The sequence below is a fragment of the Butyrivibrio proteoclasticus P6B7 genome (assembly GCF_000622085.1).
GTDB classification, from domain to species: Bacteria; Bacillota; Clostridia; order Lachnospirales; family Lachnospiraceae; genus Butyrivibrio; species Butyrivibrio proteoclasticus_A.
This window is the reverse complement of the sequence record NZ_JHWL01000022.1, coordinates 1-12567: the sequence shown is the minus strand read 5'-3', so window position 1 is coordinate 12567 and position 12567 is coordinate 1. Positions and strand designations below refer to the sequence as shown.

The 12567-nt window shown below is 46.2% G+C and carries 13 protein-coding genes and 1 pseudogene; 1 reads left to right on the top strand and 13 read right to left on the bottom strand.

What is annotated here, in order from left to right; translation table 11 throughout:
• Positions 1-23: 23 nt before the first annotated feature.
• Together T541_RS19585 and amrA are read right to left on the bottom strand one after the other, a co-directional pair.
• A complete protein-coding gene (locus tag T541_RS19585; protein WP_034467109.1) occupies positions 24-824 on the bottom strand; it encodes a biotin--[acetyl-CoA-carboxylase] ligase in 801 nt (266 codons plus the stop codon).
• 56 nt (positions 825-880) lie between these two features.
• Positions 881-2266, bottom strand: coding sequence for an AmmeMemoRadiSam system protein A (gene amrA, locus T541_RS0112820; protein WP_026653105.1), 1386 nt, complete (start codon positions 2264-2266; stop codon positions 881-883).
• 126 nt (positions 2267-2392) lie between these two features.
• Here amrA and T541_RS0112815 point away from each other — a divergent pair, with 126 nt between their 5' ends.
• The gene (locus tag T541_RS0112815) at positions 2393-3403 is read left to right on the top strand and encodes a tyrosine-type recombinase/integrase (RefSeq protein ID WP_026653104.1); all 1011 of its coding nucleotides are present in this window, start codon (positions 2393-2395) and stop codon (positions 3401-3403) included.
• Here T541_RS0112815 and T541_RS0112810 read toward each other — a convergent pair whose 3' ends face one another.
• From T541_RS0112810 to T541_RS21665, 11 genes and pseudogenes are all read right to left on the bottom strand, one after another.
• Positions 3404-3775 carry a response regulator gene (locus tag T541_RS0112810; protein ID WP_026653103.1) on the bottom strand — a complete coding sequence of 124 codons (372 nt, stop codon included), beginning with the start codon at positions 3773-3775 and terminating at the stop codon, positions 3404-3406.
• A 103-nt stretch (positions 3776-3878) separates the two neighbouring features.
• A complete protein-coding gene (locus T541_RS0112805; protein WP_026653102.1) occupies positions 3879-5543 on the bottom strand; it encodes an AMP-binding protein in 1665 nt (554 codons plus the stop codon).
• 3 nt (positions 5544-5546) lie between these two features.
• Complete coding sequence (gene accA, locus T541_RS0112800; RefSeq protein WP_026653101.1) at positions 5547-6302, bottom strand: carboxyltransferase subunit alpha; 756 nt, start codon at positions 6300-6302, stop codon at positions 5547-5549.
• A 5-nt stretch (positions 6303-6307) separates the two neighbouring features.
• A complete protein-coding gene (locus T541_RS0112795) occupies positions 6308-7156 on the bottom strand; it encodes an acetyl-CoA carboxylase carboxyltransferase subunit beta (protein WP_026653100.1) in 849 nt (282 codons plus the stop codon).
• Positions 7156-8487 (bottom strand): acetyl-CoA carboxylase biotin carboxylase subunit, encoded by a 1332-nt coding sequence (locus T541_RS0112790; RefSeq protein ID WP_026653099.1) that lies wholly within the window; start codon positions 8485-8487, stop codon positions 7156-7158. Before T541_RS0112790 ends, T541_RS0112795 begins: the two co-directional genes overlap by 1 nt.
• A gap of 1 nt (position 8488) precedes the next feature.
• On the bottom strand, positions 8489-8920 hold the full coding sequence (fabZ, locus tag T541_RS0112785) for a 3-hydroxyacyl-ACP dehydratase FabZ (RefSeq protein WP_026653098.1): 432 nt from the start codon (positions 8918-8920) through the stop codon (positions 8489-8491).
• A gap of 4 nt (positions 8921-8924) precedes the next feature.
• Positions 8925-9365: an acetyl-CoA carboxylase biotin carboxyl carrier protein gene (locus T541_RS19580; protein ID WP_034467106.1), complete on the bottom strand. Its 441-nt coding sequence runs from the start codon at positions 9363-9365 to the stop codon at positions 8925-8927.
• Between the two features lie 62 nt (positions 9366-9427).
• Complete coding sequence (gene fabF, locus T541_RS0112775) at positions 9428-10666, bottom strand: beta-ketoacyl-ACP synthase II (RefSeq protein ID WP_026653097.1); 1239 nt, start codon at positions 10664-10666, stop codon at positions 9428-9430.
• Positions 10659-11399: a 3-oxoacyl-[acyl-carrier-protein] reductase gene (gene fabG / locus T541_RS0112770; RefSeq protein WP_026653096.1), complete on the bottom strand. Its 741-nt coding sequence runs from the start codon at positions 11397-11399 to the stop codon at positions 10659-10661. The genes fabF and fabG overlap by 8 nt, the downstream gene beginning before the upstream one ends.
• Positions 11392-12327 carry an ACP S-malonyltransferase gene (locus T541_RS0112765; RefSeq protein ID WP_026653095.1) on the bottom strand — a complete coding sequence of 312 codons (936 nt, stop codon included), beginning with the start codon at positions 12325-12327 and terminating at the stop codon, positions 11392-11394. Before T541_RS0112765 ends, fabG begins: the two co-directional genes overlap by 8 nt.
• 8 nt (positions 12328-12335) lie before the next feature.
• Positions 12336-12567, bottom strand: a pseudogene (locus T541_RS21665) (enoyl-[acyl-carrier-protein] reductase FabK); the annotation flags it as partial.

The following is a 12567-nucleotide window of genomic DNA, read 5'->3' as shown; positions in this document are numbered from 1 at the left end:
AAGGCAGTAGCGCTTAAATAACGTTACTGCCTTTCTAATATCCTCTTATAAATCTCAGCAATCAGCTGATTCTTGGTCACTGTGGCCTTTCCAGGCTCAAACACTGAGGTGACAATGGTCCTAAGCTCCTTAGGAAAACTGCTCACATTTGAATCAAAGTTAATTCCAATTCCCACAACTATCCACTGCACAAGGCCTGAGTCAAACTCCTGCCCCGCTTCTGTCAGGATTCCGCAGATCTTCTTGCCGTTGACGAACAGGTCATTGATGGGCTTGATAACTGAGGCTACTCCGCATAGCTCTTTTATGGAATCCCGGACTGCTTCGCCGGTGTGGGTGGTAATCACATCTGGCTCAAGACTCTGTAGCCTTTCCGGAGACAGAATCACGCTCATGTAAATGCCGCCCTCTGGTGAAAAGAAGCTATGGTCCTTTCTTCCGCGACCCCCGTCCTGAGTCTTGGCCACCACCAGCGTGCCATGGGAAGCGCCTTTAATGGCCATTTCCTTGGCAACCTTGTTGGTGGAATCCACGGTGTCGTAAACCCGGATATGTTCTGCCAACTTATCACTGCCAATGTTGCTGTCAAAAGAGCTATCAAGATAGGAAATGATTCCCTGGGCCGAGATGATGTCGTTACCTGTGCTCAGCATATATCCGCGCTTACTGACGGCCTCAACATCATAGCCAGCCTTACGAAGCTCGTTGATGGCCTTCCAGATAGCATTTCGAGAGAAGCCCAGCTTCTCAGCCATGGCCTCTCCTGATATGTACTCTCCTCTATTCTTTTCAAGAAGTTCAAGAACCTTTTCTTTGGAACTCATCTATATTCTCTCAAATCTATAGTCTTGCAATTCTGCGCCAGTGCGCTCTCCCTGGATCAGTAATGTCTCACCACTTCAAATCTCTGGAGGCTAATTTTGTCGTAATCACTGATGCCGCCTTTTCTTTTGGCAATCTCCACCTGCTCTTCCACAGTGTCCACGCCGTCAAGGTTAGGAAGCAAAAGACCTCTCTTCATTCCGCTGGTGACAATGACTCCGTATCTCTTAACATCAAGCTGGTCCATGGAATCAATGTCTTCAGGCTCTGCCAGCACGTCAACGCTGATCTCAAGCCAGTTAAGCTCATCCAAAGTGATTGGGTCAAATCGTGGATCCCTTGTGGATGCACTGACTGCGTTCTGGATTATCTCACTGGCGATATTCTCAGTTGTAGGCCCTATTGTACCAATACACCCGCGAAGTTTGTCGTGCTTATGAATGGAAACAAAGACTCCCGCCCTGTTCTCAAGCATCTCCTCAGGGAGCCCTGCTGGAACAGTAATGGTCTTCTTATGTGCAATATAATTCTCCACAGTCTGGTAGGCCAGCTGTACGTAAGGATCGCTCTTCTCACGGCTCTTCATTAGCTCTTTTTTCTTAGCCTTCAAATAGCTATCAAGGAAACATCTCTTTTTATCCGGCTCCGTAGGATAGAAGGTGCAGATGCCGTAGCCCACGCCTGTAACGTCCTGGTGGGACAGCTTGGTAGGAATAACCTTCATTCCATCCAGAGTACCAGCCATTATGACAAAAGATCTATGACCGCACTCCGCAGCCTTTTCGCAGAAGTTCTCATCAAAATCAAAGAGCTCGCCAAAGGCTCCTCTTGAGCATACATCCATGATCTTCTGATCATATACAGGGCCCTCTACTGCGTAGCCATAGGGTCCGTAATCCTGAAGTTTATGGGAAAGATCGCCACTTGCCACGATGACAACGTTTCTTCCTGTGGCTTCTATGGCGTCCTTAATTATCATTCCAAGTCTGTAGTGATCTGTAAGTGGAAGTCCGGAAAGGCCGATTCTAACTAACTTTCCCCCTTTGTACTTACGTCTTATAAACCAAAGAGGCACCATGGTTCCGTGATCAAGCTCTTTGTCCACGTTTCCAAGGGTTCCTGCGGGGAAAGACAGCTCTTTTGCCTTATCAGAGATGGCACCGATCAGCTCAGAGTCGTACTCCTCAAGGAATTTAACACCGCCAGCGCCGAAATTAGCAAAGGATCCCAGAGCAGCGTTTCCTGAAGAAATGCTAAAATAATCAGCGTACATGGTGGCATGAGGACTCGTAACCAGGATGGTCTCTGGGGCCAACTTGGCAATCTCATCTGCAACCTGCTCATATGCTGTTATTGTCTCCTGGACCTGTTTCTCTGAACCCCTTCCAATCTCAGGAACGATAAGTGGAGGGTGAGGAACCATAAAGGTAGCTAGAACTGGCATGATCAATACCTCACATTTGTTTACTTACTTAATCATATCACAAAGGGCTTGAAACAGGGGTTTTTATAATTCCATAACAGTAGTTATTTTGCTAAAATTATGGTGTATGAAAGAAAGGAAAGATCTATGCCTACAAATAATGTTAATTATACAGATAAGATAAATGAGCTACTTACGGAAATGCCTGACTTTGTCACGGATTTTATCTACAATTTTGGCCGTGTTGAGAACTACGCAACCAAGCTTGAGTACTGCCGTGATATCAAGGTATTTCTTGAGTTTATGGTGAATTTCCTTCCAGAATATTCAGATAAGACAATTAAAGATATCACTTTAAATGACATTGCAAACGTAGAGATTTTGGATATTAACAGGTTTCTGACCACACTTTCTGGTAAGCACAAGGAGACAACTGTTAAGAGAAAACGTGCATCTCTTTCTAGTATGTATGGCTTCTTTGTCAGCACTGGCAAGGTTTCCAGGAATCCTATCGCTGCCACACATACTATCAAGATTCCGGAAAAGGAAGTTATCTATCTTACAAATGATGAGCAGAGGCTCCTTCTGCAGACTGTAAGAAGCGGAAACAGGCTAAGCGACAATGCTTCCAAGGTTCACTATATATATGAAGACAGAGATTCAGCTTTATTCCTGCTTCTTTTGGATACGGGGCTTCGAGTTTCAGAGATGCTCTCCACTGACATTCAGGATTACAACCTGGAAGACTGCAGTGTTGTAGTTGTCAGGAAGGGCGGAGATACGCAGATTGTGTACTTTTCCGACGAATGTAGAGACTATCTTGATGTGTACTTTTCTGCCCAGAAGGTTAAGTACAGCCTAAGGGATCTCAGATTCCCTGCCTTTACCACCTCCACCGGAACAAGGCTTGGTGTCAGGGCTGTGGAAATGCTGGTAAAAAAATATGTGACAGCATGTCTTCCTGAAAAAGCAAAGATCATATCGCCACATAAGCTAAGATCAAGTTTTGCCATGAGCTTTTACGCCGCCAGCAACAACGATATTCTTTTGTTGAAAAAGAAAATGAATCACAAGAGCATCCAGACCACCAATATCTATGCCAAGGCATCAGATACTGCCATGAAGGAATCCAGGTCCATCTTGCAGGGTCTTAGATGATCAGTCTTCATCTCCAAATATCTTTTTAACCGCAAGGATAACATCAGAGGCTGTAAAGGGCTTTACTACAAAGTCCTTTGCGCCTTTTTTAAGTGCCATAACGATCATGTTCTCGTACTTCTGATCAGAGCACATGATGACATTGGCCTTAGGATCGATCTTCATAACCTCTGTGAGGGCGTCGATTCCGTTCATTTTAGGCATATTAATATCAAGGATAAGAAGATCTGGCTTCTTTTCCTTATAGAAATCCACTGCTTCCTGGCCAGTTACTGCTTCGCCAACAATTTGATATTTCTCAGGATCAAGAGCATTCTTTAGCATCTCACGCATAAGGATTGTATCATCGGCAATTAGAATCTTTTTACGCATAGCTTTTCCTCCGTCATAATTGTTGGAACAATTCTATTATCATGCCAAACCCTCATTGATTTCAATAGGAATTAATCTAAAAAAAAGATAAATTGTTACGTGATTAAGTAGTTTTCAAATTCCTGTAGTCTGCCTCTCTGATCTTTGCACGGCTGATCTTTCCGTTGGAGGTACGAGGAAGCTCTTTTACGAATTTGATGATTCTGGGGTACTTATAGATCGCAGCTCTTTTCTTAACAAATTCCTGGACCTCGGTCTTAAGCTTATCGCTGGCTTCAAAGCCCTTGTTGAGGATTATGCTGGCCTTAACTACTGATCCGCGGTTTTTGGAGGGATATGCCGTCACAGCACATTCAAAGACCGCTCCATGCTGCATAAGAATATCCTCAACTTCCGACGGACCGATTCGATAGCCGCTGGACTTGATGACATCGTCGTTACGGCCCACGAAATAGAAGTATCCGTCCTGGTCTTTGGTGGCCTTATCACAGGTGTGATAAACTCCACCGCGCCAAACCTCCTCATACCTCTCCTGGTCCCCAAGATAGCCTTTAAATATGCCGATGGGATTTAAGTCTCCCTTGGGTCTAATGATAATTTCGCCCTCTTCTCCGGGGCCAACAGGATTACAAGCTTCGTCCACAAGCTCTATCTCATAAAGTGGCGATGCCTTTCCAATTGAGCCATCCTTCTGCTCTCCATCGATGGGAATGCAGATCTGAAGGGCTGTTTCTGTCTGTCCAAAACCCTCTCTGATAGTGAGTCCTGTCTTTTCTTTAAACTTACTTGAAACCTCTGAAGGCATTGGTTCACCTGCTGTTGTAGCATAACGCAGGTTATGTAAATTGTATTTCTCAAGATCCTCAAGGATCAGGTACTTGTAGATTGTAGGTGGTGCGCAGAAAGTATTGATCCTCTCTTCTTCCAGAAGCTTTAGCATATCAGCAGCGTAGAACTGCTCATAGTCATAGACCATTATGCAGGTTCCCATGAACCACTGTCCATAGAGCTTGCCCCAGGCGGACTTAGCCCACCCTGAATCTGCCACGGTCAGGTGAAGCCCAAAGGGGATAACCCCGTGCCAGTTCCGGGCTGTGTAGATGTGAGCAATCGGATAGGAATAATCGTGAATTACAGCCTTTGGTTCGCCGCTGGTGCCAGAAGTGAAGTAATAGAGCATATCGTCGGTGGCTTTGGTAGGAACTCTGTCCCAGCTATCATCTGCATTCTTAAGCATTTCATCAAAGGATGGACAATCTCTGTAGCCTTCTCCCACCACGATCTCTAGTATTTCTCCCTCAAGACCCTGAATTGCTGCGGTGACTTTATCGCAGATATGCTCTGAGTTTACGCAGATTACAGCCTTTATCCTGGCCATCTGAGCTCTCTCCCTGATGTCCGCTGCAGAAACCATGTGGGATGTAGGAATCGCCACAGCTCCCAGTTTGTGAAGGGCAAGGATGCTGATCCAGAATTCGTATCTGCGCTTAAGTAGAAGCATTACCGAGTCGCTTTTACCTATTCCTCTAGTTTTCAGAGCATTGGCAGCTTTATTCGTTAGCTCTTTTAACTGTTTGAAGGAGAATCTGGTAACCACGCCCTCTGCTGACTTATGCAAAAGAGCCAGCTTATCAGGATAGTGCTCTGCATACCAGTCCATTACGTCGTAGGCAAAGTTGAAATCCTCCGGGTAATCGATCTGAATGTCAGTAATGGCGCCAGATTCGTCCTTTATTTCTTTGTAGTACTTCTCATATATAAGTTCCATAGCTTAATACCCAACTTTCCGAAATCTTCTGTATCTGGCCTCTAAAAGGTCGCTCTCTGACTGGGCCAGAAGGACTTCGTATTCAGAAACAAGGCTCTCCTTGAGCTTACTCATGTTTTTGCCTGACAAGATTCTGTCGATAAGCCCCAGCTCGTAGAGCTTCTTGGCAGTCAGTCCCAGTGATTTAGCAGCATCTGCGGCTCTATCTATGGTCTTCCATAGAATGTTGGCACAGTTCTCCGGGGAAACCACGCTAAAATAGGCATCTTCCAGCATCCAGATCCTGTCTGAATGTGAGAGCGCAAGGGCTCCTCCGCTACCACCCTCTCCTATCACGATACTGATGACAGGAGTTCTAAGGGTGGACATCTCGTAAAGGCACTCAGCGATAGCTCTTCCCTGGCCCCGTTCCTCCGCATCAATTCCGCAGAAGGCACCGGCCGTGTCCACAAGGCACAGGACAGGCCTTTTAAACTTCTCCGCCTGCTTCATAAGACGCAGAGCCTTCCTGTAGCCCTCAGGATGAGCACTTCCAAAATTCCGATAAACTCTTCCTTCTGTACCCTTCCCTTTTTCTACACCTATTACTGTAACCGGCATATCTCCTAGGCTTCCAAGACCTGCAATTATCGCTTTATCGTCTCCAAAGAGTCTATCCCCGTGAAATTCCAGAAAATCAGGAAAAAGAGCTGCAATATAGTCGCTAGCTACCTTCCTGTCCTCTTTTCTGGCATTTAGAACAATCTCGTAATCTTCCATAACGCTTAACTCCTCATTTTATGGACGCCGTGGAGTCTAAGAAGCTTTTCTAAGTATTTCTTTTGCTCCGGCCTTGGTACTATGGCATCGATGAAACCGCACTCCAGGACCCTCTCTGCCCTCTGGAAATCCTCAGGAAGCTTGGTTTTCAGCGTCTTTTCGATGACGCGTGGACCAGCAAAGCCAACTCTTGCGCCAGGCTCAGCCAGTGTCACATCTCCGAGCATGGCAAAGCTTGCGTCAACACCTCCAGTGGTGGGATTTGTTAAAAGAACTATGTAGAGATTTCCTCTGTCACTATGGCGTTTAACCGCCGCAGAAACCTTAGACATCTGCATCAGAGAGATCATGCCCTCCTGCATTCTGGCTCCCCCTGACACGGTAACGCCGATCACAGGCAGGTTCCGACCTGTGGCATACTCAAAGAGTCTTGCTATCTTCTCTCCCACCACAGCTCCCATGGAGCCCATCATGAAATTGGCGTCCATGGCAAATATACAGGTTTTGTAGCCTCCGATTGTTGCTGTTCCGCAAATCACGCCCTCTTTTTCACGGCTCTTTTCCATAGCCTGGGAAAGCTTTTCCTCATATCCTGGAAATCCCAGAACATTCATGGACTGAAGGTCTCTATCCAGCTCAAAAAAACTTCTTTTATCTGTAAGCATCAGAATCCTTCTGCGAGCCCTGACAGTCATGTAGGCTCCGCACTCAGGACAGATGAAGTTATTCTTCCGGATCTTAGAGACAGGAACGATGTTCTGGCATTTCTTACAGGTAATACGCCTGCTCCTAGCCCTTACACCGGTGCTTTCCAGCTCGTTATTTGGTTTTAAAAAGAATTTCTTAAGTTCCATTATTGCAGCACCTTCTGACAGATTGTGGTGTCATAATTGCCCATTAAAAAACGATTGTTATCCATAAATTTCATGTGCATTTCGCGGTTGTTACTTACTCCAACCAGCACAAATTCTGACAGTGCACATTTCATTTTCCTTATGGCCGCTTCCCTTGTATCTGCGCAGACTATAAGCTTTCCTAGCATAGAATCGTAGAAGGGTGTGACCTCGTAGTCCTGATAAAGCGCAGAATCGAATCTGACGTCAACACCGCCTGGAATGTGCAACAGCTCAACCTTGCCCGTTGAAGGCATGAAACTGTCTGGTGTTTCAGCACATATCCTGCACTCGATGGCGTGGCGCTTTCTTGTTATATCTTTTTGCTCAAAAGAAATAGGAATTCCCGCAGCGGTTCTTATCTGCCACTCAACAATGTCAATGCCGCAGACCATCTCGGTTACCGAGTGTTCCACCTGGAGCCTAGTGTTCATCTCCATGAAAAAGAACTCATCGCCCTGAACCAGGAATTCTATGGTTCCCACAGTGACATAACCAACAGCCTGTACAAGCCTTTTGGAGGCTTCATACATCTTTTCCCTAAGCTCCTCTGAAAGGACCGGGGCAGGGCACTCCTCGATGAGCTTTTGGCTCTTTCTCTGAACAGAGCAGTCTCTGTCCCCCAGAATAATCACCTTTCCGAAGGCATCAGACAGGATCTGGACTTCCACGTGCTTGACATTTTCCAGATACTTCTCCATAAATATGGCGTCATCGGAAAAAGAGCTACCGGCTTCCATCTTCACCTGATTAAAAGCCTCAGGCAGGTCATCTCTTGATCTGACGATTCTAATACCCTTTCCTCCGCCTCCAGCTCTGGCTTTAAGAATAACTGGATAGCCAATTTCTTCAGCCCATTTTAGGACGTCCTCTTCATCCTTAAGAATCTCGCTTCCCTTGGCAATATTAACGCCAGCCTTTGTGGCGATTTCCCGGGCTAGCTCTTTTTGCCCCATCTTCTCCATAACTTCCCAGGATGGACCAATGAGGGTTATGCCGTTTTCCTTGCATTTCTTTGCAAATTCAGGGTTCTCAGAAAGCATGCCGTAGCCAGGGTGGATGGCCTCTACCTCCAATTGCCTGGCCAGGGTTATATAGGCATCCATGTTAAGATAGCTGTCTTTAGCCAGAGCTCCGCCTATGCAGTAGCTTACATCCGCCATCTCAACGTGAAGGGCGTCTTTGTCTGCTTCGGAATACACCGCAACAGTCTCTATTCCCATTTCCTTGCACGCTCTGATGACTCTTACTGCAACTTCTCCCCTGTTGGCAATCAGAATTTTAGAAAACATCTTAGTTTCCCTCGCTTTCCTCAAGGATGGCAAAAGAAAAATCGCCGCTCATACATCTTTTACCATCAACCGATAGTTCGCCGTGTAGCATGTACAATGGATGCATTACCTTAGTGAGCCTGGTTTCGATCTTAATAAGGTCTCCAGGGGTTATCATTCCTCTGAATCTGACCTTATCAAGGCCTGTGTACACTGGTAATGATCCTCTCTTTAGCTTATCTGCAAACATTACGCAAGCTGACTGGGCCATTATTTCACATTGAATAACACCTGGTACGATTGGCTTTCCTGGGAAATGCCCCTGTAAAAAGAACTCATCTCCTTTGACTTTGTAGTACCCAACTGCGCTTCCATCCTCCATAAGCTCTACGCTGTCCACAAGCAGCATAGGCTCTCTGTGGGGAAGTATTTTCTTTATTTCTTCTCTATCCATCTGCTTATTCCTCAATTACAAAAAGAACCTGATCATACTCAACCAAAGCTCCATCTTCGACGCAAATCTTCTTAACCACGCCATCCACTGGGGCTTTGACGTCGTTCATCATCTTCATGGCTTCGATGGTACAGATAACGTCGCCTTTCTTGACACTGTCACCTTCGCTAATCTTCTTTCTATCGCCGTTTGAGGCGTAGAAAACCCCAAGAAGAGGTGCTTTTACCTGGGTTCCTTTTAGTTCTGCTTGCTGTGACACTAGCTCTTTTACCTGTGCCTCGTCCTCTGAAGCAGTGCTTCCCATGGTGGCAACGGTGCTATCTGCGGCTGAACCCAAAGCTTCCCTTACCAGCTGAAGCTTAAAATCCCCGTCCTCCACCGTTAGCTGGCTTAGATTTAATCTGGAAAAAAGATCTCCGTAATCCTTAAGTGAATATGTGCTCATTGTTTCCTCGTTTTCTGGTAAACCTTGTATTTTACTTGACTGTTTCTTAATTGATAGCTCTTTTAGGCGTCAATCTTCTTAAAGGCAATGCAGGCATTGTGGCCGCCAAATCCAAGGGATGTGCTAAGAGCATACTGTAATGGTGCTTCAACGGCCTCATTTGGTGTGTAGTTAAGGTCGCACTCTTCGTCCTTTTCCTTGTAGTTGATGGTTGGTGGAACTATGCCATTTTCCAGAGCCAGCACAGATGCAATAGCTTCAACAGCTCCTGTTGCACCCATCATGTGGCCTGTCATAGACTTGGTGGAGCTGATATGGATCTCTTTTGCCTTATCTCCAAAAACAGCCTTGATAGCTTTGGTCTCCATGGCGTCATTTAGATGTGTGCCTGTGCCGTGGGCGTTGATATAGAGCTCTGGCCCCGCTGTAGCACCGGCTTCCTTGGCTGCCTCGGTGATTGCTCTGATAGCGCCTGATCCCTCTGGGTCTGGAGCTGTGATGTGGTATGCGTCTGAAGTGTTACTATAGCCCACAGCCTCAGCAAATATCTTGGCTCCTCTATTCTTAGCATGCTGATATTCCTCAAGGATCAGCACTCCAGCGCCCTCTCCCATTACGAAGCCGCCCCTTCTCTTATCGAACGGAAGGCTTCCTTCGCTAGGATTCTCGGCAAGATTAAGAGCCTGGCAGTTAATAAAGCCCGCCATAGCCAGCTCATTTATGGATGCTTCGCTTCCGCCAGCGATGATGGCGTCTGCGTAACCGTGCTTAATTGCTCTGTACGCCTCGCCAATGGTGTGTGTTGATGTAGCGCAGGCCGTAACAATTGGAAGTGTGGGGCCTTTAGCGCCAAATTTGATAGACACCGCACCGGTAGCCATATTGCTGATCATCATTGGAACAAAGAAAGGTGAAACCATCTCTGGGCCCTTTTCTGTCAGCTTCTGAGCCTCTCTAAGTGTTGTGTTAATTCCTCCAATTCCAGAGCCTATGTAGACTCCAAAGCGCTCCTTATCCAGATCTCTTTCGAGGATTCCGCTCTGGTCCACAGCCTGTCTGGCCGCAGCCATAGCATACTGCATGAAAAGATCTGCCTTTCTGATCTCAGCCATTGAGTCATAGTATTTCTTAGGCTCAAAGTCCTTAACCTCCGCATCAAGGCTCACTTTGAGGCCTGACGCGTCAAATCTATTTATCTTATCAATTCCGCAAACGCCGTTTTTAAGGCTGTCCCAGAATTCATCAACTGTATTTCCAACAGGCGTAACCACGCCCATTCCTGTCACAACTACTCTACACATAAAGTCCTCCATCTACCTTGATGACTTCGCCAGTGATATATCTGGACCTGTCACTTGCAAGAAACAGCGCAAGATCTGCCACGTCCTTGGCGCTACCAAGCCTTCCCAGGGCAATCTCTTTTGAAATCGCTTCAACCTGCGCCTCGTTTAGCTTTGCAGTCATATCTGTTTCAATAAAGCCTGGTGCGATCGCGTTGCATCTTATGTTTTTTCTTCCGTATTCCTTGGCCACAGACTTGGTAAATCCAATGATCCCGGCCTTTGAAGCAGCATAATTAGTCTGTCCTTTATTGCCCATAAGGCCCACAACAGAGCTGATATTTATGATATTTCCCTGCTTCTTTTTCATGAAATTCCTGATGAAAGCCCTGGTAACCAGCATTGTTCCCTTAAGATTTGTATCAAGAACCTCCTCAATATCTGTAATTGAAAGGCCAGGCAGAAGATTATCCCTTGTAATTCCTGCGTTATTTACGAGGATGTCAATCCCCTGGCTCTTTTCAAGTATTTCCTTCGTCATTGCTTCAACAGCGTCGTTATCCTTAACATCACATGGGAAAAAAGCTACTTCACATCCAAGAGCCTTTATCTCTTCTACTGCGTTCTTAGCCGCTTCGCTCTCTCTGGATGCCACCAGGAAAAGATTTGCCTCTTCCTGAGCAAAGGTCTTTGCAATCTCGAAGCCTATTCCCCTTACACCGCCTGTAATAACGACATTTTTCCCTTTAAGCATCTTTTTCAAGCTCCTTAAGTGTATTCTCCAGACTTGTCATGTCTGTAACGCTGAATATCCTTGCCTTTGGCAAAGTTCTTTTTACAAATCCAGCTAAAGTCTTGCCTGGGCCACATTCTATGAATGTATCCACACCGTCCTTATCCATGTTCAGCAGTGTGTTCTCCCACTGAACGCTGCTAACTACCTGCTCTGAAAAGGTGTCTATCATCTCATCAGCGCTATCTGGGTAGCATTTGGCAGTCTTGTTGGAGTAGATCGGTATATCTGACTTATTTATGTTATATAACTTGTTGGTCCTGAGCTCTTCCTTAAGGCCTTCCATAGCTGTCTTCATATATGGAGTGTGAAAAGAGCCACCGACAGCCAGTTTGGCGTATCTAACCTTCTGTTCATCCAAGAAAGCAGTGAACTTCTCAATCTTTTTCTCCTCTCCGGAAACCACGATCTGCCCTGGGCAGTTGTAATTTACCGGATAAACCTCGTATTTTTTGCAAGCTTTCTCAAGCTCTTTTTTATCCATCTTAAGAACCGCCACCATAGCTCCCTTCGTGGCTGTAGCAGCCTCCTGCATTAGGCTTCCTCTCTTGCACACAAGCTTAAAAGCCTTCTCTTTAGAGAGGACCCCGCTCTCAGTTAAAGCCACAGTTTCTCCAAGAGAAAAGCCCGCAACAGCGTCAGGATGTACTCCTCCGGCTCTTAATGCCAGCGCAGCTGCGATGTCTGACAAGAATACCAGTGGCTGCGTGTTGTCTGTCTGCTTAAGCTCCTCCTCTGAGCCAGCAAACATCTGTGTAAGGGTGCCTGGGCGGATAGCCTCAGCCACGCCAAAGAAATCATGAACTTCCTTGACATTTTCATAGATATCCCTGCTCATTCCCGCATACTGGCTACCCTGTCCATCAAATAAAAAAGCTATTTTTCCCATGCACTACCTTACCTTCCTAAAAGCTCGTAAGCTCTTTTGCAAATCCCTTCAACTATTTCCGCGCAGGTATCCTCTGTATTTACAAGGCCTGCGATCTGGCCACACATACAGGATCCGGTTTTCACATCTCCATCTTTTGCAGCTCTTCTGAGGGCTCCGGCTCCCATCTTTTCAAGCTCTTCAGGCAGAGTTCCTGGAGTTGTCTCCATGGCAAGAAAGTCTCTTGTCATCCTGTTTTTG

Bases quoted from the DNA above. Each gene is read 5' to 3' on its own strand.
- T541_RS19585 (WP_034467109.1), bottom strand. From the start codon at position 824: ATGAGTTCCAAAGAAAAGGTTCTTGAACTTCTTGAAAAGAATAGAGGA.
- amrA (WP_026653105.1), bottom strand. From the start codon at position 2,266: ATGCCAGTTCTAGCTACCTTTATGGTTCCTCACCCTCCACTTATCGTT.
- T541_RS0112815 (WP_026653104.1), top strand. From the start codon at position 2,393: ATGCCTACAAATAATGTTAATTATACAGATAAGATAAATGAGCTACTT.
- T541_RS0112810 (WP_026653103.1), bottom strand. From the start codon at position 3,775: ATGCGTAAAAAGATTCTAATTGCCGATGATACAATCCTTATGCGTGAG.
- T541_RS0112805 (WP_026653102.1), bottom strand. From the start codon at position 5,543: ATGGAACTTATATATGAGAAGTACTACAAAGAAATAAAGGACGAATCT.
- accA (WP_026653101.1), bottom strand. From the start codon at position 6,302: ATGGAAGATTACGAGATTGTTCTAAATGCCAGAAAAGAGGACAGGAAG.
- T541_RS0112795 (WP_026653100.1), bottom strand. From the start codon at position 7,156: ATGGAACTTAAGAAATTCTTTTTAAAACCAAATAACGAGCTGGAAAGC.
- T541_RS0112790 (WP_026653099.1), bottom strand. From the start codon at position 8,487: ATGTTTTCTAAAATTCTGATTGCCAACAGGGGAGAAGTTGCAGTAAGA.
- fabZ (WP_026653098.1), bottom strand. From the start codon at position 8,920: ATGGATAGAGAAGAAATAAAGAAAATACTTCCCCACAGAGAGCCTATG.
- T541_RS19580 (WP_034467106.1), bottom strand. From the start codon at position 9,365: ATGAGCACATATTCACTTAAGGATTACGGAGATCTTTTTTCCAGATTA.
- fabF (WP_026653097.1), bottom strand. From the start codon at position 10,666: ATGTGTAGAGTAGTTGTGACAGGAATGGGCGTGGTTACGCCTGTTGGA.
- fabG (WP_026653096.1), bottom strand. From the start codon at position 11,399: ATGCTTAAAGGGAAAAATGTCGTTATTACAGGCGGTGTAAGGGGAATA.
- T541_RS0112765 (WP_026653095.1), bottom strand. From the start codon at position 12,327: ATGGGAAAAATAGCTTTTTTATTTGATGGACAGGGTAGCCAGTATGCG.